Raw genomic sequence first — 21,233 nt, 5'->3', positions numbered from 1 at the left:
TTCAGTGGTGATCTCAAAGCCAGATTATTCCGCATTCAGATGAAAGAAATCGCAAATAAGATGATTGTCTGTAACATCCACAGATTCTTACAATTTCTTTTCATCGAGGTTTTCTACAGAGCAATAATTGACAAATCTCTGAATGGAATTCGGCAACTTGATTTCAATCAGACCTTATTGGCCAGATCGTTTGACAGGTTTAACCGATTTCCAAGTCTTGAAGTAAAAATTTTCCATCACAATTCAAAAACCGAATATGGTATCCAGATAGCAGATATTGTTGCAGGAACTGTATATCGTCATTATACAAAATACGGATGCAAACCGTATGTGGAAGGAAATCATTTTCCGAAATTATGCGATAAAATGAAAATTGCATTGGATTTTTTTAAAGGCCGGAGAATATGAAAAGAGTGAAGCCCTCTCTACTTTGTCACACCACCATAAGGTAGCCTCATCCGTTTCGGGAGGGACTTACTCACTATTTGTATAATAAGTAATATCTGTATTTAAGAATTCGTATTGGGGAGTGATGATTTTCTGGGTATCCGCCAGCATGCTCCTACAAGTGTCAGAAAAATTTCAATATTTTCTCCATAACAAATTCATTTTTAGTTATTGATCCACCACGGGGCGCACCCGAAAAGGGGTGGCGGCGAAGACGTGCATCCCAATCGATGGTTGGTATACCAACAATCTCACCCTTTTTTTAAAACGTAATCTTCACAAAAAAAGACCAGTTTCATGACGAAGTGGGTATTGTCAGGCCGGTCAATCCGCTCCCCCGAACCGGAACGACCCTTCCGGCACATGGATCTCGAACCGTGCACCCTTTCCCGGCTCGCCGGTCTCCCGGATGGACATGGCAGTTGTACCCAAGATCTCTGTTGTCAGGAACATCCCGTACCCGGTGTTCCGGTAATATTCCCTCCGGAAGATCTTCTCCTTGGCATCGGCAGGGATGCCTACCCCGTCATCCTCGTACACTACGATAAGGTGCCCGTTGTCTTCGAGCCGGAAGGAAAACCTGCATATCGTGACATGTCCGCCATGACGGAGGGAATTTTCCACCAGGTTGTAGAAGACCTTCTCAAGGAGGAAATCAGCGTACAGCTCCAGGTTTCCGAGTTCCTTCTCCACCCGGACCGTGCCGAGATCGATCTCCTCCACGGCTTCGTCCACCGTGACTGCGACATTCTGCCACTGCGGGGCCCGCGTGCCGATATACTGGTAATTGTGGGTGAACCGGATCTGTTTCTGGATCAATTGGACGATCTGGTCGATCTTTTTAAGCCGGTCAAGCACCCGGGGGTCGGTGATCTCTTCCTCGGCAAGCGAGAGGTACATGACGATTGCCGTGATCTGGTTGAGGATATCATGGCGGGTGATGGACGAGAGTATGTTGAGTTTCTTGTTTGCCAGCTGGATGGCATCCGCGAAACGTTTGCGATCCTCTATCTCGGCCAGGAGGATCTCGTTGGATCGCGTGAGTTCGCCCGTCCGCTCTTTTACCCGCAGTTCAAGTTCGTCGCGGGCCCGGTGGATCACCCGCTCGGCAAGCTTGCGCTCGGTGATATCCATGATAGAACAGATGGCGATCTCCTGCGGCGAGCGGGAGACCGAGATCAGGAACTGCCGCACATCCCTGTCGCGGGTGGTGAAGTGGAGTTCGATATCGCCCGATGGCGGCCTGTTGATACACTGCCGGATGAAGGCCGAATACTCAGCCGGTTCAGCGAAGAGGGCAGAGAGGCTCATCCCTTCCAGGTCTCGGCGGTCATAGCGGAGCATGCGGGCACATTTCCCGTTGAGCTCGCGGATACGGAAGGATGCAAGATCGAACGTGAAGATGCCGGCCTGGGAATTCTCAAAGATGCCCCGGTATTTCCGCTCCTCGGCAAGGAGACCCTCGGCCAGAGAGGAGGTGACAACTCCCATCGTGATGAATATCACGAACCATGCCGTTGATACCGCTACAAGGGACGGATTAAACCCGCTGAGCAGGTAAACCAGCAGGATATACACCGTACTGAGGATTATTGTAAAGAGGACTCCGCGGGAGGGATAGCGGTACACGACGAGGATGATGGGCAGGAAGAACAGGAACGGGTATACTTCGGAAATGTCGTGGGTGAGGGAGAAGACCGTTGCCAGGATGGCAAAGGTGATACTGATGATGAACGCAAGGAGCCAGACCGTGCTCCCTGTCCTGGGAAGCCAGTTCTGCATCTTTGCGTATGTACTCATTTCGTCTTCTCCCTCTCGTCCTGGGCAGGATCCTCCGCAGAGAGGAGCGAGATCTCGAATCTCCTGCGTTCGAGGATCTCTGCCTGGAGTTCAGCGTTGATCTTCTCCAGGTGGGCGGTCCTCGCTTTCACCTGCCCCTCCAGATCCTCCAGCGTCTTACGGATCTCCTCGTCAATGATCTTGCTGCCCGTGACATCGATTGCGGAACAGAGGACCCGGTCGTGGGTGACCAGCACGGAGGAGACCATGAACTGGAGCATCGTGCCATCCTTAGCCCGGAACACCGCGGGGGATTCCAGGCCTTCGGATCCGGCCTTCACCACGGCAAGGAACTGCTCGCGTTCCGCAGCATCAGTCCAGAATGTCGCCAGCTCCTTTCCGATAAGATCAGCCCGCTCGCACCGGAGCCAGTGGATGCATTTTGCATTCATTTCAAGGATTTTCCCGGTGGAGCGGTCGAAACAGAAGATGCCATCCTGCGAATTGTCCAGGATACTCCGGATCCGGCTCCGCTCGTTCAGGAGCTTGTTGGCATACGACGAGAAGACAACGCCGATCGTGATGAAGATGGCAAACCATGCGGTTGCAAGCACGAGGAGGTTGGAATTGGAAAGCCCGTACAGGAAGACAAGGCCGATATAGGTCAGTCCGACACCCAGGGAGATGAGCATGGCCCGTTCCGGGAAGAAATAGACCCCGAGGATAATGGGGAGGATATAGAGAAGGGGAAAGACCTCGATAATTCCGTGGGTCAGGGAGAAGATAGTGGTGACGATCGCACCGGTATATGCCGCGCCGATGAGGATGACGTGCAGCAGCGTCTCGTTCCTGTCGGATAGCGGGTGTGTCGTCATGTGTCCTCCCGGGATAACCCGGGTACCGGATTATGGTACGATGCTCCTGTTACTCTTACTAACCGATGCGATTATCCCATATAAATTACGGCATCCGGTCGGGGGAAACGTCCTGTTGTGCTGCAATTGCGCTTCGATTCCGGCAACCGCTTATTCCGGCGTACCGGAACTGTCCCGGCCATTGATCTGCTGGAGATCGTCGAGCTTGTTGATATTGATGAACGTGTGGAGGTCCGGATCGATGGCCCTGAGATCGCTGACCGGGACATAGCGGGTGTTGATCGACCGGATCATCGGGCGCAGCGCAAACGATTCGTGGCTTTTCAGGTACTGGATCAGGACGTCCCGCCGGTATACTGCAAGCAGGGGTTCGAGCAGGTCTTCGTTCCAGCTGGGGATTGCGGCATCGCTGGTGCCGATGATGTCGAAGAGGTATGAGACAACGCCGCGCTCAATGCAGGGCATGTCGCAGGCGGATACGAAGATCAGGTCGCCGTGTGCTGCAAGAACCCCGGCATGGAGCCCGCCGATAGGCCCGATACCCTGTCGGATATCGGTGATGCATCGCACTCCTTCCAGGTGATCGAAGCGGCGGCACTGCTCCGGATCGCGGGCCACGAGAATGATCTCGTCCACCACGCTCCGGATGTTGTCCACAAGGCGTTCGATGAATGTCCGGCCCTGGTACTGGAAGAAATATTTCTCCTTTCCATTGGCCCGCCGGGCTTCCCCGCCGACAAGGATCACCGCAGTTCTCATGACCTCTCTCCCCCGGCCAGTGATTCCCGGAACCGGATCAGGTCAACCATCATCGCATTGCAGGGTGTCGGGATGCCATGCCCGCGTCCCTTTTGCACGACTGCCCCGTTGATGAACCCGATCTCGGTCTTCCTGCCTTTTACAAAATCCTGGAGCATGGAGGAGTGGTGGGCTGCGGTTGCCGGGATCTGTTCCTCCCGGAGATACGCGAGATACGCATCCGCATCCGGCCATGGCATGCGGACTCCCTCTGCGGCCACAACCAGGAACACTTCCCGGACAATCGCTTCGATGATTGCCCACGATGCGGGATGGACAAGGCTGCCGTACGGGACGCCCATCACGGCCCCGAGCGGGTTGAGGGCGCAGTTGTACAGGGTCTTTCCCCAGAGTTCGGACCGGATCGTGCTGCTCGTCTCAACGTTCATGCCAGCTGCCCGGATACGATCGGCCAGCCGCTCCACGGGTTCGTCGAGCCCGTTGGGGAACCGCCCGAGTTTCATGGGGCCTGCTTCAACGGAGACGTGGACTGCGGCATCGTCCTGCCACTCGAACCCGGTGATGATCATGCCCCCGATGACGCGGTCCGTATAGGCACTGATGATCTCCTCGTTGCCGATCCCGTTCTGGAGGCTGACGGTCTCGGTATCCCGGATGACTGCCGCGTACTGCCGGCAGATCGCTTCCGTGTCCTGCGATTTTGAGGAGATGATGATGTAATCGAACCGGCTTTCCTCAGGAACGCTGTCGGACACCGGGAACCGGAAGTTTTCCTCGCCCCAGATCCCGGTCATGGAAAATCCCCGTGCGGCGATTGCGTCGGCGCTCCTCTTCCGGCAGACCGCGTGGACCTCGCAGACCTTCGAGAGCTTCGCTGCAACCGAGAGTCCGACTGCGCCTGCTCCGAGAATGAGGATCTTCATATGCTGCATCGTTCCTGTACGGGAGTTGTAGGGGGTGGCGGGATGTGCAGAACGGGAGTATCCCGCTGAGATTTCCGGACCTAGGTCTGCTGCACCCCGTTATTACAGAAATAATTGGATCTCCTCTATGTAGTAGTTTACGCAGGAGCGGCGCCGGCCTTGCGCAGCCCCTTCTTCTCCATCGCGAGCAGCAGTTCCTTGATCTCTATTGCGGGAGAGAATCCCCCAATCCCGTCAGCAGCAACAACCCGGTGGCAGGGGATGACAAGAGGGGTCGGATTCCGGGCCATGGCCTGCCCGACAACCCGGGGAATCGTACCAGCCATACGGGCGATCTCCCCGTACGTTGCGGTCTTCCCGTACGGGATCTCCTGGACAGCCCGGTAGATCCGGCTGTACGGGGTGTCGCCCTGGATCGCGATACTTTCAAGCGTCCGGAGATCGACCGGCCGGCCTGCACAGAACTGCCGGACCAGCAGCGGGACATCGCCCGCGATGCCGGTGGTTGCAAACCGGATCCGGTGGACCGTCTTTCCGTTCCAGTGCACGTGGACATACCAGAGCCCGAGCCGGCAGGAGCCGCTCATTGTTTCCATTGTGCGAGCACCTCACGGAACTGCGTGTAATCGCATACGATCATCTCGGCCTGCATCCACGGTGGAAGGGCAGTTCTCACTCTCTGTTCCAGGAACCTTTTTTCGCCCAGCACGAGCACGCCCCGGTCCTCCGGTGTCCGGAGCACCCGGCCGAGCGCCTGGAGCGAGCGGTTGACCGCTGGCAGCGTGTAGCAGAGGAACTCGCCCTCGGCCCCGAACTTGTGCCGGTAATACTCGATCATCATCTTGCGGACGCGGTTGAACGGCGCCAGCGGGAGACCGATCACCATGGCGCCGGCCAGCATCTCGCCCCGGTAGTCGAGTCCCTCGCTCCACTTTCCGCCGACAACTGCGAACATGACACCTGATTCGCGCCGCGAGGGCAGGGCGAGGAACTCCGCGAGCGCGGCATTCGCTTCGGCAGTGTCCCGGGGCTCGATGTAGATCCGTTTCCCCCGGATATCGCGGGAGGTGAGTTCCGCGTAGGATTCAAGGATCTGGTAGCTGGGGAAGTAGATCGCACGGTTGCCTTTCAGGGCCGAGAACGCCCGGATATATCCGGCGATCCGGTTCGTATTGTCCTTGTTCTGCCGCATCGAGTACGCGGTGGTGATGTCGTTTGCGCACGCGATGAGCCGGTTCTCTTTCGGGAACGCATTGGGCAGCGAGAGCGTGGTGACGTTCGCGTTGCCGAAATAATATTTCCGGAAACTCTCGACCGGTGAGAGCGTGCCGGAGATGAGGATGCAGCAGTGGTGCGAACCGCAGACCTCCGTGAGGGATGCAGCGGGATCGATGCTCCGGACTTCCAGCGTGATCCCCGACTCGTCCCTGCGGTAGAGCGTCAGGAACGCCGGGTCGGTCGCTGAGTTGGAGAGCCGGAGGAGGAACTCCGTGAGCCGCTCGATGGCGGTCTCGCGGAATTCGCCGCCCTTTATGTTCTTCTCCCGGATCATCTCCGCCATGCCCATGAGGTCGTCCACGATCTCGTCCATGTCCTTGTAGAGGGATTCGCGGACGATCATCCGGTCGAAGATCGCGGGATCGAACCAGTCCTCGGCCTCGACCGAGTTTGCAAGGCCCCGGATGAACTCGGTGAGCCGGGGGAGCACGTGCCGGACCGCCTCGGCCCCCTTGTGGCGCTTCGCCATGCCGGAGAGTTCGCGGGATGCCTGCTCGAGATCGCTCTCCACCAGCGTGACGCTCTCGATACCGGTGATGACGTCCCCGCAGTTGTGCGCCTCGTCGATGAGGAGCATGACATCCTGCGACTCGACGCCGAGATTTGCGTAGAGCTGCTCGCGGATGTCGCGGTTGAAGAGGTGGTGATAGTTGAGGATGACCACGTCCGTGTTCCGGGCGGCCTGCATCATCAGCTCGTACGGGCAGATCTCGCCGCAGAACTCGGTGAGTTCCCGGGGCGGGACGGGGTTCTGGATCACCCGGTCGGCCTTGTTCCTCAGGGCTGTCGAGGGCACCATCTTGACGCCCATGCTCTCGGCCGGCACGAACATCTTGCTCGCGATGTAATACGGGCAGAGGAGCGGGTGCTCCTTGTCCATGCGCCGGATCTGCTGGATGATGAACGGATCTTTTGCGGGCGTGAGGGCTCCCTTATCGGCCCGGTCCCGCATCAGCGAGTTCGAGAATGCCTTGACCCCTTCGCACCTGCGGTAGATGTCCCCTTCGCCGCCGAGCGGGCACATGCTCTTCTTGCCGACCAGGTACACGGTTTTTATCTGGGGCTGTTTCCGTTTGACGAGTTCGAGTTCGCGGATGAAGGTCGTGAGCTGGCTCACGGTCCGGACAGCGACAACGATCTTCCGGCTCTTCTTCTCGGCAAGGAGCGATGCGACCACGCTTGACTTTCCGGAGCCGGTCGGGGCATCGATCATCGCGACACCGCCCGTGCGTGCCACTTCGGCCGCGACCTCAAGCATGTGGCGCTGGCCGGGCCGGTACTCGCTGTACGGGAAGTAGGTGTCGATGCTGTCCATTGGTGGATCAGTGTTGGTGCTGATTGGGTTTATGAGTGTGGGGATGCGGGGTGAAGGTGTAGCATGCCGAAAAAAGTATAACTGTGTATACACAATGTATCGTTCATGGTGACCAAGACCATCAACATCAAGGAATCTGCGTATCACGCACTCAGGGCGCAGAAGCGTGCCGGGGAGAGTTTTTCCGATGTGATCCTTCGTGTCACTGGCGGGGAGGAGAAGAGCGTCTGTGATTTCCTGGAGACTATCGATCCCGCGGTCCGCAGTGAGATTGCAGAGACCGTACGATTGGCAAAGTCCGGACACGACCGCGTCAAACCCCGGAAGGTATCGCTTTGACAATTGTGGATACCTGCTTTCTCATCGATCTCATGAAGGGAGATCCGGATGCACAAGCGGTAGCCCGGCTTCCCACGACACTCAAGACCACCTCAATAAGCAGCGCGGAATTTCTTTACGGTGCAAAGCAGAGCGGGAAAAAGAATATGTATGATTTTTCGGAAAAATTTCTCCGGTTTTTTCCGGTGCTCCCGTTCGATGAAGAGTCAGCGGTCATCTATGCGGGTATCGCCCATGCTTTTTCCGGAACTGGCCGACACATATCCACGTTTGATGAACTGATCGCGGCCATCGCGCTCCGCCATGATGAACCGCTGGTAACAAGGGACCGGCATTTTTCCGTAGTTGAAGGGCTGGAAGTTATTTCCTATTGATCAGGATAATGAAACGTCGGATCCTGGATATACTAATTATCGCTGATAATTCCGGATTTCGATACCCGCGTACTTCGCAATCTCGTTGAAGTCCGTGTCTGCGGTGATGATGACAGCGGCGTGGTTTGCAAGTGCAATGCCGGCGATCAGGATATCGAATGCATTCACCCGGTTCCCCTCTTTTGCCATACGGGCTCCGATACCACTGGCAATATCTGCGGCCATTACGTCAAACTCAAGGATCTCAACATCGGAAAAAAAGTGCCGGAAAAATTTCTCCTCCCGTGGGGATTTTATCCGTTGGATCCCGGCCATGATTTCGTAGTACGATATGGCCGTCACGGCTGCCTTTTCACCCTGTGGCAGGAGAGAGGAAAGATGCTCGTTCCGGAAGTAATCGATAAGGAACGAGGTGTCGAGGACAATCAAATTCTCGCCCGGCCGGAGTTACGCATCTTTCTGGTGAATGTGTGCAGTTCATCCAGTACTGCTGAGTCACGGAGCGCTCCGGCATACTCCCGGATGTCACGGTTCTTCCTGCTGACAAGGCGGTCTATGACATCTGAAAAGCTGTCATCGCCTTCCTTGAGGACCAGAAGCGAATGATATGTTTCATCGCGGAGGGTGATGGTCTTCATTGCTTCATGCATTATTGCACGATATTATTTATATTTTATTTGCAGCAGCGTCGTAATGGATTGTTCTGTTTTCGTATGGTTCTGTCGGGTCATGGATTCTTTAAAACCGTGTCGGGACACTATCTGTGAAAACAGGGAGGGATGTAATGAACCCGAATAAAATTATATGTCATGTATACCATCACGGATATCTCATTACCCCAACGCCCAGTTCAGTAAAATGCGGATCGTTCGTGACAACCGATGCGCCGACCGATAAAGCGGTCGCAGCAATGATCACGTCTGCCACGGAGATTCCCGGACGTTTCAGCATGCCGGCATCCACGGCAATCTCCGGACTCATCGGGATGAGATTCAGTTTCGAGCCCTGGACCTGCATGACCCGGAGCCGTGCGGTTGCTGCATCGGTCTTTCTCCTGTAGATGTACGCAAGCTCGGTCAGCGTGATCGTTGCAACATAACCCTCAGCCTCTCTGCTCTGGACCTCATCGAAAATTTTTTTGATGGCTGCGGATCCTTCCTCCCGGTTGAAGAATGCGAGGAACGCGTGCGTATCAAAGAGGAGTCTTGCCTTCGAGATCATCGTCCCATTCCTTCCGCAGTTCTTTGAGTACTGCTTCCGTTCCTTTGAGTTTGTCAACGCCCCAGAGTTCTGCAAGGTTGACGAGCGGCTGGAGCCGGATTGTATTGTTCTCTTCAACAAGTACGAGCGAGTCGCCTTCTTTTAATGAAAATTTTTTCCGGACTTTTGCCGGGATGACGATCTGTCCTTTGGAGGAGAGGGTGACCACTTCCATAGTAAGATATTCATAGTTGTGTAAGACAATATACTTTTTGGCTTACTATGTATGATGCTCATTGGTAATGAGTAAAGGTCAGAATTTCTTTCAAGGGTGGTCGGGTACAGGGGGTTCGCCGAAGAAGGGCATGAGCGGAACAAACGGTTCGGGAGGTAATCCAGCCGTATCAAAAATCTCCAGGCTCCCCCAATTGATCAGAAAAAATTCTCATCAACTGCTGATACCCGGCAGAAAATATGAGGGCCCGGGCTTACGACAGAGAGCAAGTATTTCAGGTCGGATGGAATGTTGGCGGGAGTACCTACTCCGTAGGGGATCGCCGAACCGTGATGTCTCGCTTACCGGTACATGAGGGGAGTACTACCCCCCGGAATCGTATCCGGGCTCATTTCTGCACCGGATTGCCCTTTTTCCCCGGTGTCCGACCGGCCTGTTTCGGGGCTTTTTCCGTGCAGTGTCACGGGAAATCATCCATTACGCCCCGATGGGAGAAAGGAGGTTATTCCGAAGGATAAAACCGGCCTGTATAGAGCTTGTTTACGTTGAGGTAAATTTCTCCGGCGGGTTACCCTATGTTGAGCGGTGAGTAGTTGAAAGGGCTGTTTCCGTGATACGGATTACGTCGGAACACACGGTCATTCCATAGGAGATTTTCGAGCAACAATCTGGGTTCCCGAAGATGGGTCACTGGACCTGTGACGGGTATTTTTGATGAGGCGTTTGAACCGGACCAAATAAGGATTGAAAATTGATCGGTTCGAAAAACAAATTCCCGGACTGAATCACATCTCTTGTGAAGGATTGGATTTGAAATTCTATTGCCTCGACAATCTTCTCAAATTGGTATATTAACCCCCCTCCGATACGGTTATCCCGTCCAGTCCCCTAATACGCATAAAAACAGGGTGATGTCGTGGAAAAAGCAATCGAGAAGATCTTAAATGAGCCCGTGACTGCGGTCATGACCGCATGTCCTCTCCCGGTTCGTCCTGATATGCCGCTCTCCGTTGTGTTTGAACGGTTCTCCCACAGCAACCACCCGCTGACCGTGGTTGACGCAGACGGCACCCTTGCGGGAGTAATCACACCCATGGATCTCATATCCGTGCTCACCCCCGATGAGGCCCCGGGGGGGCGGCACCAGATCTCGGGACTGGACCGGTTCTTAAAAAGCACCGCACAGGATGCCCGCGACCTCATGTCAGATGAACCGCTCACGGTGCCGGAAAATGCAAAGATCGCTGACGCACTCCAGGCTATGGAACACGGTCATTCGTCCTCGGTCATTCTCATGAACTCAATGGACCAGGCGGTCGGGTGCATTGAGTTGTCCGATATTATTGCGTACCTGGTTCGCTCGCTGCCCCGCTGACCTGCCCGTCAGGCCTGTGCGCTCTCATCCGGGCGAGGCCGATCTTCAGGAAGACCGGGGTTACTAATACTGTTACAAGAACAACGAGAACCGTTGCCGTATAGACCTGCTGCGATATGATGCCTGCAACAATCGCAGACCCGGCAAGGGCGAGTGTTAAGTCCCCCCGGGGGATCATGCCAAGACCCACGAGAAATGCAGAGTTTCGGTCTTTCAGGAACGGGTACGACCCGATGAACCCGGCGATGACTTTCACCGCGACTGCTCCAACAATGAGGATCAGGATGAGCGGGGAGATCATTTCCGCAGCCGGGATATTCATGATAAGGCCGACCGATGCAAAAAAAACGGTGATGAAAATGCCAAATGCTGTGTTATTGAGACTTTCATGGATATCATGGTCCTCGTGGACACTCTTGTTGAGCGTTATCCCGGCAAAGAATGCACCGACAACCACCGTAAGCCCGAGTGCCTGGGAGAAGAATGCTGATGTGCAGGCGATTAGGAAGGCAACAGCATACGTCAGGGAATGATTGTGGAGGAGCTGCACCCGGTCGTAGATGAACTGGAACGTTTTCTTCCCGACCGTGGTCATTGCGAGGATGAAGACGATCGCCACCAGCAGGGGGCGGAGGAGAGATTCATGGGTTACGATCCCTTCGGCCTTCAGTGATGAGAGAATTCCAAAGATGATGATGCCACTCACGGCACAGACTACCGCACCCCCGACAATGGTCATGCCGAAGTCCGTGTTCAGCTGCCGTTCCTCCAGAAGCGTGCGGACAGAGATGCCGATGGATGTGAGCATGAAGACAACGCCAATGAACAGGGATTCATCGGCCGACAGGGTGAGCAGGGCTCCGAGTATATATCCGATGATGAAGGGAATTATTGCGGCGACAAGACCGGTGACGATCATCCGCCTGCGTGCTGAACGGAATATTTTCTGGTTGATCTCGACACCGGTGATGAAGAGGAGCAGGATCACCCCGATGGTTGAAAAAAACCGGATGACCGGAGTGACTTCAATGAGGTTGAATACGGACGGGCCAAGAATAATTCCTGCGATGATCTCGCCGATCAGGGAGGGGTAACCCGCATATTCGACCAGTTCCCCGAGGATTTTTGCGGCGATAAGGAGCACGATGATGCCCGCGAGAACATCCATAGATGTGTATTCAGGAGCGCGTCGGTAATAAAAGGAAGGTATCCGGGTTTTTGGCGTTCAATCCATTTCTCCCCGGGATTTCTTTAAAAATTTCCGGATTGCCCCGCATCCTTCGAAAATCGCCGGGCCTCACCATTCCCGTTGCAACAATTTCGCAGCAACGGCTTGAACCAGAAGAAACGTTTTGGGCCTGGTTTCCGGTAAAAAAGTATCCCGGATTTTTTTGTATCCGTTCCGGAAATTTCTTCACAGCCAAAAAAGTTCTGCCAGTTCCCTGATGATGAGACAACGAGTATGATGATGCCAGAGATAATCATGCCCGAATTCCTTCCACATCCGAGAATGTACGGCTGATTGTGATACCCAGGAACCGGCTGATCTGACAGAAAAGGCCGGTCAGGTGCCATCAATGAATATGACACCGGGAAAGATTTTGAAATGCGGGTCCCCCGTCAGGACCTTCGCATGGTTTTTCATTGCGGTTGCAATGATCAGGGCGTCGGCAATCCCGCCTTCCTTCATCGTGCTCCTGACGCCACCCGCAAGCCGCGCAATGCTGATGTCGATTGGAACGATACGACTGCGCTGCCGGATCTCAAGCAGCATCTCCTCCATCTTTGTGGGGTTAACGGTGTTGTGACGTTCCAGTTCCGCAATCGTAATCACGGACGTAATCAGATGTTCGGTCCCTTCGATAAACGGATGAACCCGCATATCCCCCTGCCAGTAGTGAACCCAGGCCCACGTATCAAGAACGATGACGATGTTAATCCTCTCCACTGCACACGTACTCAGGCAGGTCCGGGAACTTTCCAAATCCCGAGGGGAGATGTTTCTGCCGTTCCATGATCAGGAACATGATCGCATCATCGTAGGTTTTAAACTGTTTCTCCTCAATAATCTGGTCGAGCCACTGTTTCGTTGGCTTAAGAACCTGCATCGGAGCGCGGAGTTCCCTGACCGGAACGCCATGCGTCAATTTCCGTGCTTTCCCCTGTACGGGCGCCGGGGATCCGGTGTGGCGGGCATCTGCCACCAGGCGTTCTGCTTTTGACATGGCAATACGTGTAATGTATACATTATACATTATTAATTATTCCGGTGCAACCCCTCAAAAGCTTCAGGCCTGGATTTTATGTTGGGAATCGATCTTCCCCAGCATTCTTCCAGTACCCGATAGGGCGACAATGCCGTTCACGTAGATTGTGCTGTTGATCTATCCCTGGATTCTCCCGGGATCCGTTCTCCGTCGTAGACTCCAAGCCAGGATCTCCGGTCACCCTTCCGGAGAGGTCATAATTCCCGGAAATGGGGGTATATTTCATGCCATTCTCGTCATTTTCCCGCCAGTGAAGGGGAGGTCATATTTAGCCGCATTTGGCTGGCCGATCACCCCCCGGATCGACCCCAAGGTGCGGATTGGGAAAAGAAGGGCGGATTTTTGAGCGGGCTTACGACGGAGAGTGAGTATTTCACGTCGGATGGACTGTTGGCAGGGAGTACCTGCACACCCGGGATTCGTCAGACCCCGATACCTCACTTGCCGGCACATGATGGGAGTACTACCTCCCGGAATCATATTCGGGCTCATTTCTGCACCGGATCCCCATTTTTCCCGGGTGTCCGACCGGCCTGTTTCGGGGGTTTTTCCGTGCAGTGTCACGGGAAACCCACCATTACGTTCCGATGGGTGAACGGAGGTCATTCCGAAGGATAAAACCGGCCTGTTTAGAGCTTGTTTTAATCGAGGATGGGGTGGGGGGATGAGGTTTGGGCTATAGGGAGGGGTGATCTGGGGCCCGGCGGTCGCTATGGTGGGTCTGGCAGGATTCGGCGTTTTACGTCGGAGTGTGCATATTTTATGGTGAAGAAACCTGGGGGTTTCTTCTCCTCCAGGTCGGATGACCTGTTGGACGTCGGAGAATACGGAGGGGTAATTTAGGGGTCCCGAAGTTGCGGGTCAACTGACCTGTGACAGGTATTTGACCGGTCACGGGTATTTTGATGAGGCCGGATTTGCACTAATATATAGGGGGATTTTGGAGGGATACTATCTGGTAAAGGGGGAGCAAGCCTCGTTGGAGACAGAAATCAGAACGCGAGATCTTTCGGGAGGAGTGCGGTACATCCATTGATACGATTGAAGTGATCGCAATTTCTGGTGACGATCTCATTCATTCCCAATGACTGAACAGTCGCTGCTATCAGGCAATCATTGAACTCGATCGTTCGACCACTCTTTGAAAGGGTTGCATACATTTTTCCGTCGGTTATCGCGAACCGCCTCATCGAGATCAACAATCCGAAGGTACGCCAGGAGTTCATCCGTTTTCTTTTGTACATCCTTAAGGGATGAGAGCGCAGTACCTGCACTCTAGCTCGGCGACCGTGATGACAGAAATGATCCCGGTGTTTTTCTCATCAGAAACATTAATCGAGCAATTCGAACGATCGCTCTGGGCCGTTCATCCGGAGCACATCAACGCAGATGCTGGTATCAGGAAAAAAATTCAGAGCGGTTCGATTTTCCGGGATTTCCGCAGGGTATCGACAAAGTGTGCATTATCCACATCATAGCCCCATGCTCCGCGAAGCGATGCGACCGGTTTTTTCTCTATGATCTTTACAAAAACCTCATCGCCGGCTTTCATGGGTATGCCTTCTCAAGTTCCAGGTGGAAACTGTCGATGACTTTTGCTTTGATGGTTGTCATACCGTACATTTCGTATCGCGCCGGTAGTCATGCAGGTTTGTGCGGGAGGTGGGACGGACACCGGTTAACGATTTTCATTACTTTCACAGTGCGAATCAACATATTTATCGTGTGGTGTTGTTAATGAAAGATCGTTGTATGACGATGAGAAGATAAATACAAAATATTTAGTGTGTCGTGATTTCTTTGAGTGAATCCATTATCGAAATACATTTTCCAAAACTGAATCATTTCTGGATGGACGCCGGGTTGTTGGGGCTCTACCGGATCGCTCACAAAGAGCAATTCAAAGAATCCGGTGTTGAAATAAATCTCAACGATTCCGGAGTGTCGTTTAAAGGATCGGAAAAAGATGTCCAGTCATTTCTGCAAAAAACGTACAATCGATTGCTCAAAGATTATTACAATACTTCTTCACAAACCCAGATTGAGAAAAAAGAGGGATTCTATTACGATACAAAAAAGAAACAGTTCATTCGGTTCCCAAAAGTCAAACCAATGGGTATTGCGGGACTCGTGAAAATTTCCGGACAGAGTTATAAAAATAAAGGCGTTGCAAAATTTGTAAAATCTAAAGTATCACAAAAGAATTCGCAGTATCCACAACTTGAAGAAAAATATTCTTTCCTTCAGGATAGTTTTGAAAAATTCCTGGCGGATACAAAATTAAAACCCGGTGCATCGTTACTCCTTGATGGAGAAAATGTTGTCTCTCCTTCGATACACATCGACAAATTGTCCGGTAAATCAAAAGGCAGTTGTTTCATGTGTGGTCAAGAGACCCACTCTCTAAATGAAATTGGAGGTACAATTTTTCCGTTTATTACAGGCTCTTCAGGTGTACTATCCTTTAACAGTCATGGAGGCTGCGCAGAGAAAGTCTGCTGGAAATGTGACTTTATTGGAAAATTTGTTCCGGTTACTGGATTTTATAGTATGAGTAATGAGACCACTCATATTTATTTCCCGTATTCTGCAAGTTTGGAAAAAATGAATGATGTTTTTCAAAGTCTGGAAGCATCAAACATAGTTTTCAAAGAGCCCAAGTTACTTAAAAATTTCCGGGGGAATCTCAAGGGCTTTTTCCCAAAGCCCTATGAACAATTTTTCGATTTTCTTTATTCTTTATATCGTATTGTGTTAACCAAGAAAAAATCCACTGAAGCAAATGATGACGATTTCGAACTTGACTATGAAAAATTAACTGGAATCACTTTGAATAAAGCTCCATTGGAGTTTTTTATCGTTATCACTACCTCTCTTGGACAAACCCAGATGGGAAAAATGATTTGGGCGTATCAGGATTCCATATATATTTTCAGATTATTGGAGTGTCTTGAGAAACGGAGGATCAATCTCAATGTCGTAATGTATCTGTTGTTAGATACTAAACAAAAAAATGAAAATCAAACGATAATGAGAAATCGTATTTGTGAGAGAATTCTCAAAAAGCAAAGTATCATCGAATTTGTTGAACAACATGCATTTAGGATAAACAAATCTGAACGGAAAAATGTTCGATCGTTGTATGATTTTGTGATGGAATATGAAAAAATCATTCGGGTGGAGGGTGATGGAATGGATCAAGATACAATTGATGTTGCAGTTAGTATAGGAAAAACAGTTGGAAAAAGTCTTGTTGCCTATGAAAAAGAAAAAAACCGAAAAGGGAAAGGGAAAGGAGATCTTTTTCGTTTAAGAAAAACTCGAAAGCCAGAGGATTTTCTAAGCGAGATCAATCGAATCCAGATGAGATATGGAGCGTTGATTAATTCTGATCTTTATAACAAAGGACAGAATATGCAAGAAAAGTTTCCTGAATTCAAGCAATTCTGTATGATTGCGGCATTAAATACCTATAATGCAGGAATTCAAACGGCACCAAATCTTGATAAAGTTCAAGAAGCGGGGAAAGCACCATGAAGTCAGAAGCAAAGGCATTAACAATTACCTATTTGACGCCAGTCTCTTTTGCGTCTTTGAATGGATCAGATAAGGAATCTGATAACATTTCGAGTATTAAAAAAATTTCAGTCGGTACTGATCAGTATCCCTATGTATCTGGGCAGGCAATTCGGAGAGCATTACGAAACCAATTGAATGTCTTAAATTGGCCACTATCTGAAGGCGTCAAAGCAACGATTGAAAAAGGCGCAGCCACGACAGAACAGGAGCCGGATAAATACATCGATGACGATCTTTTTGGTTTTATGGGAACGGAAGCCGGTAAGGCTGCAAAAACCAGAACATCCGTTGTTCGTGTTTCCCCCCTTGTTGCACTGAATCCCTATCAGGGCGATCTCGATTTCGGGACAAACTACATGAGTAAGGAATCAGAAGGTAATCCAAACATTTTTGAGACAGAAATTCATGCAGGACTATATCGTGGAACGATTCTTATCGAGCTTGATCGGGTTGGTTGCGGGGACGGTTTCACAGAAAAGTCAAAACTCGATAACGTAAAAAAAGCAAAGCGAGTGAAAGGTCTTTTAGATGCATTAAAGAATCTATGGTCTTCGGGTCGTCAAAGCAGAACTCTGACCGATATCTCACCAAAATTTGTTGTTGGTGCAATGTTGAAAACAAAAAACCCGGTTTTCCTTGAAAGCGTGCAAGTTAAAGGAAAAGAAATTAACCGTTCGATGTTTGAAGAAACACTCAACGATTATAAGGATGAAATTCTTGAATCCGTTGTAGGGGTTCGACAAGGATTTTTTGAAGGAGTACCTGAAAATTCAAAAAGCATTGGAGAAGCATTTGATCAAATGGGGAAATGGATTGACGGACATTATCAATAAACGCGTGTAGGAATCATGTTCTCTTTTTCATTAGAGGCTGTAGCGATCACCGCTTCGTTTAGAGTACCTGAAACACATACTTTCCACCAAACCCTTCCTCTTCCACCAAGAACTACAATTATAGGTATGATCGGAGCTGCACTTGGGAAAAGACTAGATGAGGCGCATGCATTTATCGATCAACATGAAATTAGAGTGGGTGTTTTCGGTACACACAAAGGGATAATGAAGGATCTCTGGAATTACCGAAAATTAACAAATACTGAGTATTCCGCAGAAAAAATTCAAAATCGAAATCATTACAGTGTCCTTATTCGGGAATACCTCTTCGATAATCAATTTACCTTTTTCTTTGCATCTGATGATATTGAATCCCTCAACAAAATTCGTAATGCTTTTTTCTCTCCATGTTTTGCACTCACTGCCGGAAACAGCGATGATCTTCTAAAAATATGTACGATTTCCGATGTCAGGGAAATTCAACCGGAGAAAATTTGTCGGTTTGAAAATACTGTCCTCCCCGGGGATGTCTCCCGATCCTATAAACATGACATTGATCTGAAATCGGTACCGATCACTCAGACACTCTATACTCCGCAAGTTTATCTTCTGCCGACAAAATTTGAGTTCAAAGGAGAAGAACGTCGGGTCATCGAACGGAAACCCTTCACGTTCATCAGCACACCAGTCACATTATCAACCCCGCTTGAAGGGTATTGCATGGATGGCAAAGCGGTTGTCCTCCAATGACCCCGACGATTTTTTGGGCCAAACCTGACCAAAAATATGAAGAGCACATCAGGGCCGCTTATGCTGCGTGGAAATCCACAGTATCTGCAAAACGGAATCTGATCCAACGACTCGGCAAATTGTATGGGTTCAGTGAAGAACGTTTTTTAAAAAGTTCACTCCTTACCGTGGTTCTTCATGATATTGGTAAGAATATCGAGCCTTTCCAGCAGATGATGCGGGCAAAACAAGAGGGGAAAAGTTTTGATTACCAGGAAAACTACCGGCACGAACTGGAATCATATTGTTTTGTTTTTCGGGGCGCGATAGCATTGGCCTCCCAAGAGGGTGGACCGCTTATCGGGAAATTGCCTCTTGAAGCACTTGCAGTACTGGGACATCATAAAAGGATTGATCCGTCTCTGAATTCATTTCACCGGGAAAGTTTGAGCGCAAAACCACCCGTCTGCGAAGAGGGTATGAATCTCGCGCTTTCTCTTGCCGGGCAGATCTTCCAGAACGAAGGTTACCAGTTTCCAGAAATTCCTGTTCACGAATATGATCCGTACAAAGAAGTGAGTAAACTCATCGGGTACGAGGGAATTTTTACAAAAATTTATGAGCGTGAGCCGAATCATGAAGCAATCCGCGCAACCTATTCATTGTTAAAAGCGATACTCCATTATTCGGATTGGCTGGGCTCTTCAGGAAAAGAATTGCCCTACTCGGTAAAACTTGATGCCGATCAATTGTTCAAAGAGATCGAACACCGGTGTGCCGCAAAGCAGATTGCCTTTACCCAATTACGGCCGTTCCAGCAGGAATGTGCTGATGTGAAAGGGAACGTTATTGCGGTTGCCCCTACGGGAAGCGGAAAGACGGAGGCTGCACTTTTCTGGGCATTGAATAATATCCGTGAGATGCAGGATGCAAAACTCATCTATCTTCTGCCGACAATGGTAACTGCCAACAGCATTTTTCTGAGACTGGAAGAGTATTTCGGCAAAGGAAATGTGGGATTGTCGCATTCAACGGCCACGTTCCTGCGCGAGAATGAAGAAGAAAATCCTCTTGAACGAACGGTTCTCTTTGACAAATCCTTTATCAAACCGGCAACTGTTGCAACAGTTGATCAGTTATTGACGGCTGGATTTAATACCGGCAAATGGACCCTTATCGAAGCTAATGCTGCAAACAGTGTTGTGATCATCGATGAGATTCACTCATACGATCCCTGGACGCTCGGGCTCATCATCGAATCCCTGAAGCATTTCTCAAAACTGGGAACCCGTTTCATGCTGATGAGTGCCACATTGCCCCACTACCTGATTGAATTATTCACCCGCTCGCTTCCTGATGTAACAGTAATCCGGGATGAAACGTTACTCTCTTCCTGTCGGAATCAGTATCAGACGTTTGACAAACCCATTGAGGACGCTATTGCGGAAATTGAAAAGGAAGTTGTGCGGGGTAAAAAAACTCTGGTTGTCGTAAACAATGTGGTGAAATGTCAGGAACTGTACAAAAAACTCGGACATCTCAACCCGCTTTGTTATCACTCGAAATTTACATTCGACGACCGGAGAACCAAAGAGGAACATATTGATGATGCTAAACTTTTGATAGCAACGCAGGTTGTTGAGGTCTCACTGGATATTGATTTTGATGTCATGTTTACTGAGTGTGCCCCTCCCGACGCTCTTATCCAGCGGGCTGGCCGGGTCAACAGGAGACGGGTTAAAACAGGCAGTCGGATACTTATTTTCCTGCCCTCAAAAACATCTGAAAAAATATATGATCCCGATTCTACCGGGTTACTGGCAACATCATTTGAAAAATTTAAAAAATCCCGCCCGGATCTAACCGAATCAGATCTGATCTCTATTGTTGAAGAAGTTTACACAGGGAGAGATATCGAGCAATCTGAAATTTTTGTCGATGCGAGCAGGCAATACGCGGAGACTCAAGGTAAACTTATGGAAATCTTTGATAATTCGAATAAAGTTGAAGATAAGCTCAATACGCGTATGGAAAAATATCTTCAGGTTCCCGTTATTCCCCTGCAATTCAGAGATCTAATTACTTCTCTGGACATTCCTCCCTCAAAGCGTCGTTTGTATGAAGTGAAGATGCCCTACTGGTATGTACGAAAGCACAAAGAAATCCGTGACGAGATCATGTTCTGCAAAATGAATTATGATTCTGATATTGGTGCATCATTTGCTGATGACAAAGATGATGTTGCGAGTCTGATCCTATGATCCTCCACACCTTCACCCTCACACTCGGCTCCACCCGGCCCATCCACGGCTCCGCCCACGAACTCCGGGGATTCTTCGCAACGAAATTCAACGAATACGCCGAACTCCATCATCACAACGCAGACAAATTCATCTATAGTTACCCGCTCGTGCAGTACAAGATGATCGGCAATGTGCCCACCGTGATCGGCATCAACGACGGCGCAGAAATTCTTAAAAAGATCTTCGATGATTACCAAGAGATCCGGCTTGGAGAAAATATCTACCAGATCGTAGAGCGCGGCATCTCGCTGAAGGATGAAGAGTTCGGGATCTCGGAAAAGATCCGGTCGTATGAATTCGCAACCCCGTGGCTCGCGCTGAACCAGGAGAATTACCGGAGATACTATACACTCAAAGGAACCCCCGAGCGGGACGAGTTCATACGGAAGATCCTGATCGGCAATCTCATCTCGATGTCAAAATCGCTGGGCTACGAAGTACCGGGCCAGATCAAATGTGATGCACAGGTTCAATTCCGAAAGGATCGGTTGAAAGATGTCAGCGTCATGGTCTTTACCGGGAAGTTCCAGGCAAACTTCCTGATCCCCGACCTGCTTGGCATCGGCAAATCGGTCTCGCGGGGATTCGGCGCAGTACGACAACTGAAAGGAACTACCGGGTGA

At 50.7% G+C, this 21,233-nt stretch carries 25 protein-coding genes; 9 read left to right on the top strand and 16 right to left on the bottom strand.

Features of this window, described 5'->3' with window-relative positions; genetic code table 11:
- The coding region (locus LUQ43_RS09860) for a DUF3800 domain-containing protein (RefSeq protein ID WP_299966932.1) at positions 1-408 on the top strand (408 nt) is incomplete at its 5' end.
- Positions 409-771: 363 nt separating this feature from the next.
- On the opposite strand, the gene LUQ43_RS09855 is transcribed toward LUQ43_RS09860, so the two are convergent.
- From LUQ43_RS09855 to LUQ43_RS09830, 6 genes are all read right to left on the bottom strand, one after another.
- Positions 772-2,247 (bottom strand): ATP-binding protein, encoded by a 1,476-nt coding sequence (locus LUQ43_RS09855; RefSeq protein WP_299966929.1) that lies wholly within the window; start codon positions 2,245-2,247, stop codon positions 772-774.
- Positions 2,244-3,101: a PAS domain-containing protein gene (locus tag LUQ43_RS09850; RefSeq protein ID WP_299966926.1), complete on the bottom strand. Its 858-nt coding sequence runs from the start codon at positions 3,099-3,101 to the stop codon at positions 2,244-2,246. Before LUQ43_RS09850 ends, LUQ43_RS09855 begins: the two co-directional genes overlap by 4 nt.
- A gap of 150 nt (positions 3,102-3,251) precedes the next feature.
- Positions 3,252-3,860: a molybdenum cofactor guanylyltransferase gene (locus LUQ43_RS09845; protein ID WP_299966923.1), complete on the bottom strand. Its 609-nt coding sequence runs from the start codon at positions 3,858-3,860 to the stop codon at positions 3,252-3,254.
- On the bottom strand, positions 3,857-4,783 hold the full coding sequence (locus LUQ43_RS09840) for a 2-dehydropantoate 2-reductase (RefSeq protein ID WP_299966920.1): 927 nt from the start codon (positions 4,781-4,783) through the stop codon (positions 3,857-3,859). Before LUQ43_RS09840 ends, LUQ43_RS09845 begins: the two co-directional genes overlap by 4 nt.
- A 137-nt stretch (positions 4,784-4,920) precedes the next feature.
- On the bottom strand, positions 4,921-5,379 hold the full coding sequence (locus tag LUQ43_RS09835) for a methylated-DNA--[protein]-cysteine S-methyltransferase (RefSeq protein ID WP_299966917.1): 459 nt from the start codon (positions 5,377-5,379) through the stop codon (positions 4,921-4,923).
- Positions 5,367-7,376 (bottom strand): ATP-dependent DNA helicase, encoded by a 2,010-nt coding sequence (locus LUQ43_RS09830; protein WP_299966914.1) that lies wholly within the window; start codon positions 7,374-7,376, stop codon positions 5,367-5,369. Before LUQ43_RS09830 ends, LUQ43_RS09835 begins: the two co-directional genes overlap by 13 nt.
- A gap of 105 nt (positions 7,377-7,481) precedes the next feature.
- On the opposite strand from LUQ43_RS09830, the gene LUQ43_RS09825 reads away from it, so the two are divergent.
- Together LUQ43_RS09825 and LUQ43_RS09820 are read left to right on the top strand one after the other, a co-directional pair.
- A complete protein-coding gene (locus LUQ43_RS09825) occupies positions 7,482-7,715 on the top strand; it encodes an antitoxin VapB family protein (RefSeq protein WP_299966908.1) in 234 nt (77 codons plus the stop codon).
- A 5-nt stretch (positions 7,716-7,720) separates the two neighbouring features.
- The gene (locus tag LUQ43_RS09820; protein WP_299966935.1) at positions 7,721-8,089 is read left to right on the top strand and encodes a type II toxin-antitoxin system VapC family toxin; all 369 of its coding nucleotides are present in this window, start codon (positions 7,721-7,723) and stop codon (positions 8,087-8,089) included.
- Positions 8,090-8,125: 36 nt separating this feature from the next.
- Here LUQ43_RS09820 and LUQ43_RS09815 read toward each other — a convergent pair whose 3' ends face one another.
- The 4 genes from LUQ43_RS09815 to LUQ43_RS09800 form a co-directional block, all read right to left on the bottom strand.
- Entirely contained in the window at positions 8,126-8,518 is a 393-nt protein-coding gene (locus tag LUQ43_RS09815; protein ID WP_299966906.1) for a type II toxin-antitoxin system VapC family toxin, read from the bottom strand.
- Positions 8,515-8,727 (bottom strand): antitoxin VapB family protein, encoded by a 213-nt coding sequence (locus LUQ43_RS09810; RefSeq protein WP_299966904.1) that lies wholly within the window; start codon positions 8,725-8,727, stop codon positions 8,515-8,517. Before LUQ43_RS09810 ends, LUQ43_RS09815 begins: the two co-directional genes overlap by 4 nt.
- A 181-nt stretch (positions 8,728-8,908) precedes the next feature.
- On the bottom strand, positions 8,909-9,310 hold the full coding sequence (locus LUQ43_RS09805) for a PIN domain-containing protein (protein ID WP_299966902.1): 402 nt from the start codon (positions 9,308-9,310) through the stop codon (positions 8,909-8,911).
- Positions 9,282-9,524 (bottom strand): AbrB/MazE/SpoVT family DNA-binding domain-containing protein, encoded by a 243-nt coding sequence (locus LUQ43_RS09800; protein WP_299966900.1) that lies wholly within the window; start codon positions 9,522-9,524, stop codon positions 9,282-9,284. Before LUQ43_RS09800 ends, LUQ43_RS09805 begins: the two co-directional genes overlap by 29 nt.
- Positions 9,525-10,440: 916 nt before the next feature.
- Between LUQ43_RS09800 and LUQ43_RS09795 the strand changes: the two genes are divergently transcribed.
- Positions 10,441-10,899, top strand: coding sequence for a CBS domain-containing protein (locus LUQ43_RS09795; RefSeq protein WP_299966898.1), 459 nt, complete (start codon positions 10,441-10,443; stop codon positions 10,897-10,899).
- Here the strand turns inward: LUQ43_RS09795 and LUQ43_RS09790 are convergent.
- The 6 genes from LUQ43_RS09790 to LUQ43_RS09765 form a co-directional block, all read right to left on the bottom strand.
- Positions 10,865-12,067: a cation:proton antiporter gene (locus LUQ43_RS09790; protein WP_299966896.1), complete on the bottom strand. Its 1,203-nt coding sequence runs from the start codon at positions 12,065-12,067 to the stop codon at positions 10,865-10,867. The two genes, LUQ43_RS09795 and LUQ43_RS09790, sit on opposite strands and share 35 nt — an antisense overlap.
- A 10-nt stretch (positions 12,068-12,077) precedes the next feature.
- The gene (locus LUQ43_RS09785) at positions 12,078-12,323 is read right to left on the bottom strand and encodes a hypothetical protein (protein ID WP_299966894.1); all 246 of its coding nucleotides are present in this window, start codon (positions 12,321-12,323) and stop codon (positions 12,078-12,080) included.
- Between the two features lie 140 nt (positions 12,324-12,463).
- Positions 12,464-12,847, bottom strand: a complete 384-nt coding sequence (locus LUQ43_RS09780) for a PIN domain-containing protein (protein WP_299966891.1) — start codon at positions 12,845-12,847, stop codon at positions 12,464-12,466.
- Positions 12,834-13,124 (bottom strand): hypothetical protein, encoded by a 291-nt coding sequence (locus LUQ43_RS09775; RefSeq protein ID WP_299966888.1) that lies wholly within the window; start codon positions 13,122-13,124, stop codon positions 12,834-12,836. The genes LUQ43_RS09780 and LUQ43_RS09775 overlap by 14 nt, the downstream gene beginning before the upstream one ends.
- 1,034 nt (positions 13,125-14,158) lie before the next feature.
- A complete protein-coding gene (locus LUQ43_RS09770) occupies positions 14,159-14,392 on the bottom strand; it encodes a hypothetical protein (RefSeq protein ID WP_299966886.1) in 234 nt (77 codons plus the stop codon).
- A gap of 185 nt (positions 14,393-14,577) precedes the next feature.
- Positions 14,578-14,718 carry a hypothetical protein gene (locus LUQ43_RS09765; RefSeq protein WP_299966883.1) on the bottom strand — a complete coding sequence of 47 codons (141 nt, stop codon included), beginning with the start codon at positions 14,716-14,718 and terminating at the stop codon, positions 14,578-14,580.
- 248 nt (positions 14,719-14,966) lie between these two features.
- Between LUQ43_RS09765 and LUQ43_RS09760 the strand changes: the two genes are divergently transcribed.
- From LUQ43_RS09760 to LUQ43_RS09740, 5 genes are read left to right on the top strand one after another with little or no spacing between them, the layout of a single operon-like run.
- Entirely contained in the window at positions 14,967-16,703 is a 1,737-nt protein-coding gene (locus tag LUQ43_RS09760; RefSeq protein WP_299966880.1) for a hypothetical protein, read from the top strand.
- A complete protein-coding gene (gene cas7i / locus LUQ43_RS09755) occupies positions 16,700-17,578 on the top strand; it encodes a type I-B CRISPR-associated protein Cas7/Cst2/DevR (RefSeq protein ID WP_299966877.1) in 879 nt (292 codons plus the stop codon). Before LUQ43_RS09760 ends, cas7i begins: the two co-directional genes overlap by 4 nt.
- Positions 17,579-17,593: 15 nt before the next feature.
- Entirely contained in the window at positions 17,594-18,328 is a 735-nt protein-coding gene (gene cas5, locus LUQ43_RS09750; RefSeq protein WP_299966875.1) for a CRISPR-associated protein Cas5, read from the top strand.
- A complete protein-coding gene (cas3, locus tag LUQ43_RS09745) occupies positions 18,325-20,568 on the top strand; it encodes a CRISPR-associated helicase Cas3' (RefSeq protein ID WP_299966872.1) in 2,244 nt (747 codons plus the stop codon). Before cas5 ends, cas3 begins: the two co-directional genes overlap by 4 nt.
- Positions 20,565-21,233 (top strand): CRISPR-associated endonuclease Cas6, encoded by a 669-nt coding sequence (locus LUQ43_RS09740; protein ID WP_299966869.1) that lies wholly within the window; start codon positions 20,565-20,567, stop codon positions 21,231-21,233. The genes cas3 and LUQ43_RS09740 overlap by 4 nt, the downstream gene beginning before the upstream one ends.

This window comes from Methanoregula sp., from assembly GCF_028679125.1.
Classification (GTDB): Archaea; Halobacteriota; Methanomicrobia; order Methanomicrobiales; family Methanospirillaceae; genus Methanoregula.
This window is presented reverse-complemented; position numbering and strand designations above follow the sequence as displayed.

Coding starts and splice junctions, on each gene's coding strand:
- cas7i (WP_299966877.1), top strand. CDS start 16,700: ATGAAGTCAGAAGCAAAGGCATTAACAATTACCTATTTGACGCCAGTC.
- LUQ43_RS09770 (WP_299966886.1), bottom strand. CDS start 14,392: ATGAACTCCTGGCGTACCTTCGGATTGTTGATCTCGATGAGGCGGTTC.
- LUQ43_RS09740 (WP_299966869.1), top strand. CDS start 20,565: ATGATCCTCCACACCTTCACCCTCACACTCGGCTCCACCCGGCCCATC.
- LUQ43_RS09775 (WP_299966888.1), bottom strand. CDS start 13,124: ATGTCAAAAGCAGAACGCCTGGTGGCAGATGCCCGCCACACCGGATCC.
- cas5 (WP_299966875.1), top strand. CDS start 17,594: ATGTTCTCTTTTTCATTAGAGGCTGTAGCGATCACCGCTTCGTTTAGA.
- LUQ43_RS09765 (WP_299966883.1), bottom strand. CDS start 14,718: ATGAAAGCCGGCGATGAGGTTTTTGTAAAGATCATAGAGAAAAAACCG.
- LUQ43_RS09805 (WP_299966902.1), bottom strand. CDS start 9,310: ATGATCTCGAAGGCAAGACTCCTCTTTGATACGCACGCGTTCCTCGCA.
- LUQ43_RS09830 (WP_299966914.1), bottom strand. CDS start 7,376: ATGGACAGCATCGACACCTACTTCCCGTACAGCGAGTACCGGCCCGGC.
- cas3 (WP_299966872.1), top strand. CDS start 18,325: ATGACCCCGACGATTTTTTGGGCCAAACCTGACCAAAAATATGAAGAG.
- LUQ43_RS09855 (WP_299966929.1), bottom strand. CDS start 2,247: ATGAGTACATACGCAAAGATGCAGAACTGGCTTCCCAGGACAGGGAGC.
- LUQ43_RS09845 (WP_299966923.1), bottom strand. CDS start 3,860: ATGAGAACTGCGGTGATCCTTGTCGGCGGGGAAGCCCGGCGGGCCAAT.
- LUQ43_RS09840 (WP_299966920.1), bottom strand. CDS start 4,783: ATGAAGATCCTCATTCTCGGAGCAGGCGCAGTCGGACTCTCGGTTGCA.
- LUQ43_RS09800 (WP_299966900.1), bottom strand. CDS start 9,524: ATGGAAGTGGTCACCCTCTCCTCCAAAGGACAGATCGTCATCCCGGCA.
- LUQ43_RS09825 (WP_299966908.1), top strand. CDS start 7,482: ATGGTGACCAAGACCATCAACATCAAGGAATCTGCGTATCACGCACTC.
- LUQ43_RS09810 (WP_299966904.1), bottom strand. CDS start 8,727: ATGAAGACCATCACCCTCCGCGATGAAACATATCATTCGCTTCTGGTC.
- LUQ43_RS09850 (WP_299966926.1), bottom strand. CDS start 3,101: ATGACGACACACCCGCTATCCGACAGGAACGAGACGCTGCTGCACGTC.
- LUQ43_RS09835 (WP_299966917.1), bottom strand. CDS start 5,379: ATGGAAACAATGAGCGGCTCCTGCCGGCTCGGGCTCTGGTATGTCCAC.
- LUQ43_RS09790 (WP_299966896.1), bottom strand. CDS start 12,067: ATGGATGTTCTCGCGGGCATCATCGTGCTCCTTATCGCCGCAAAAATC.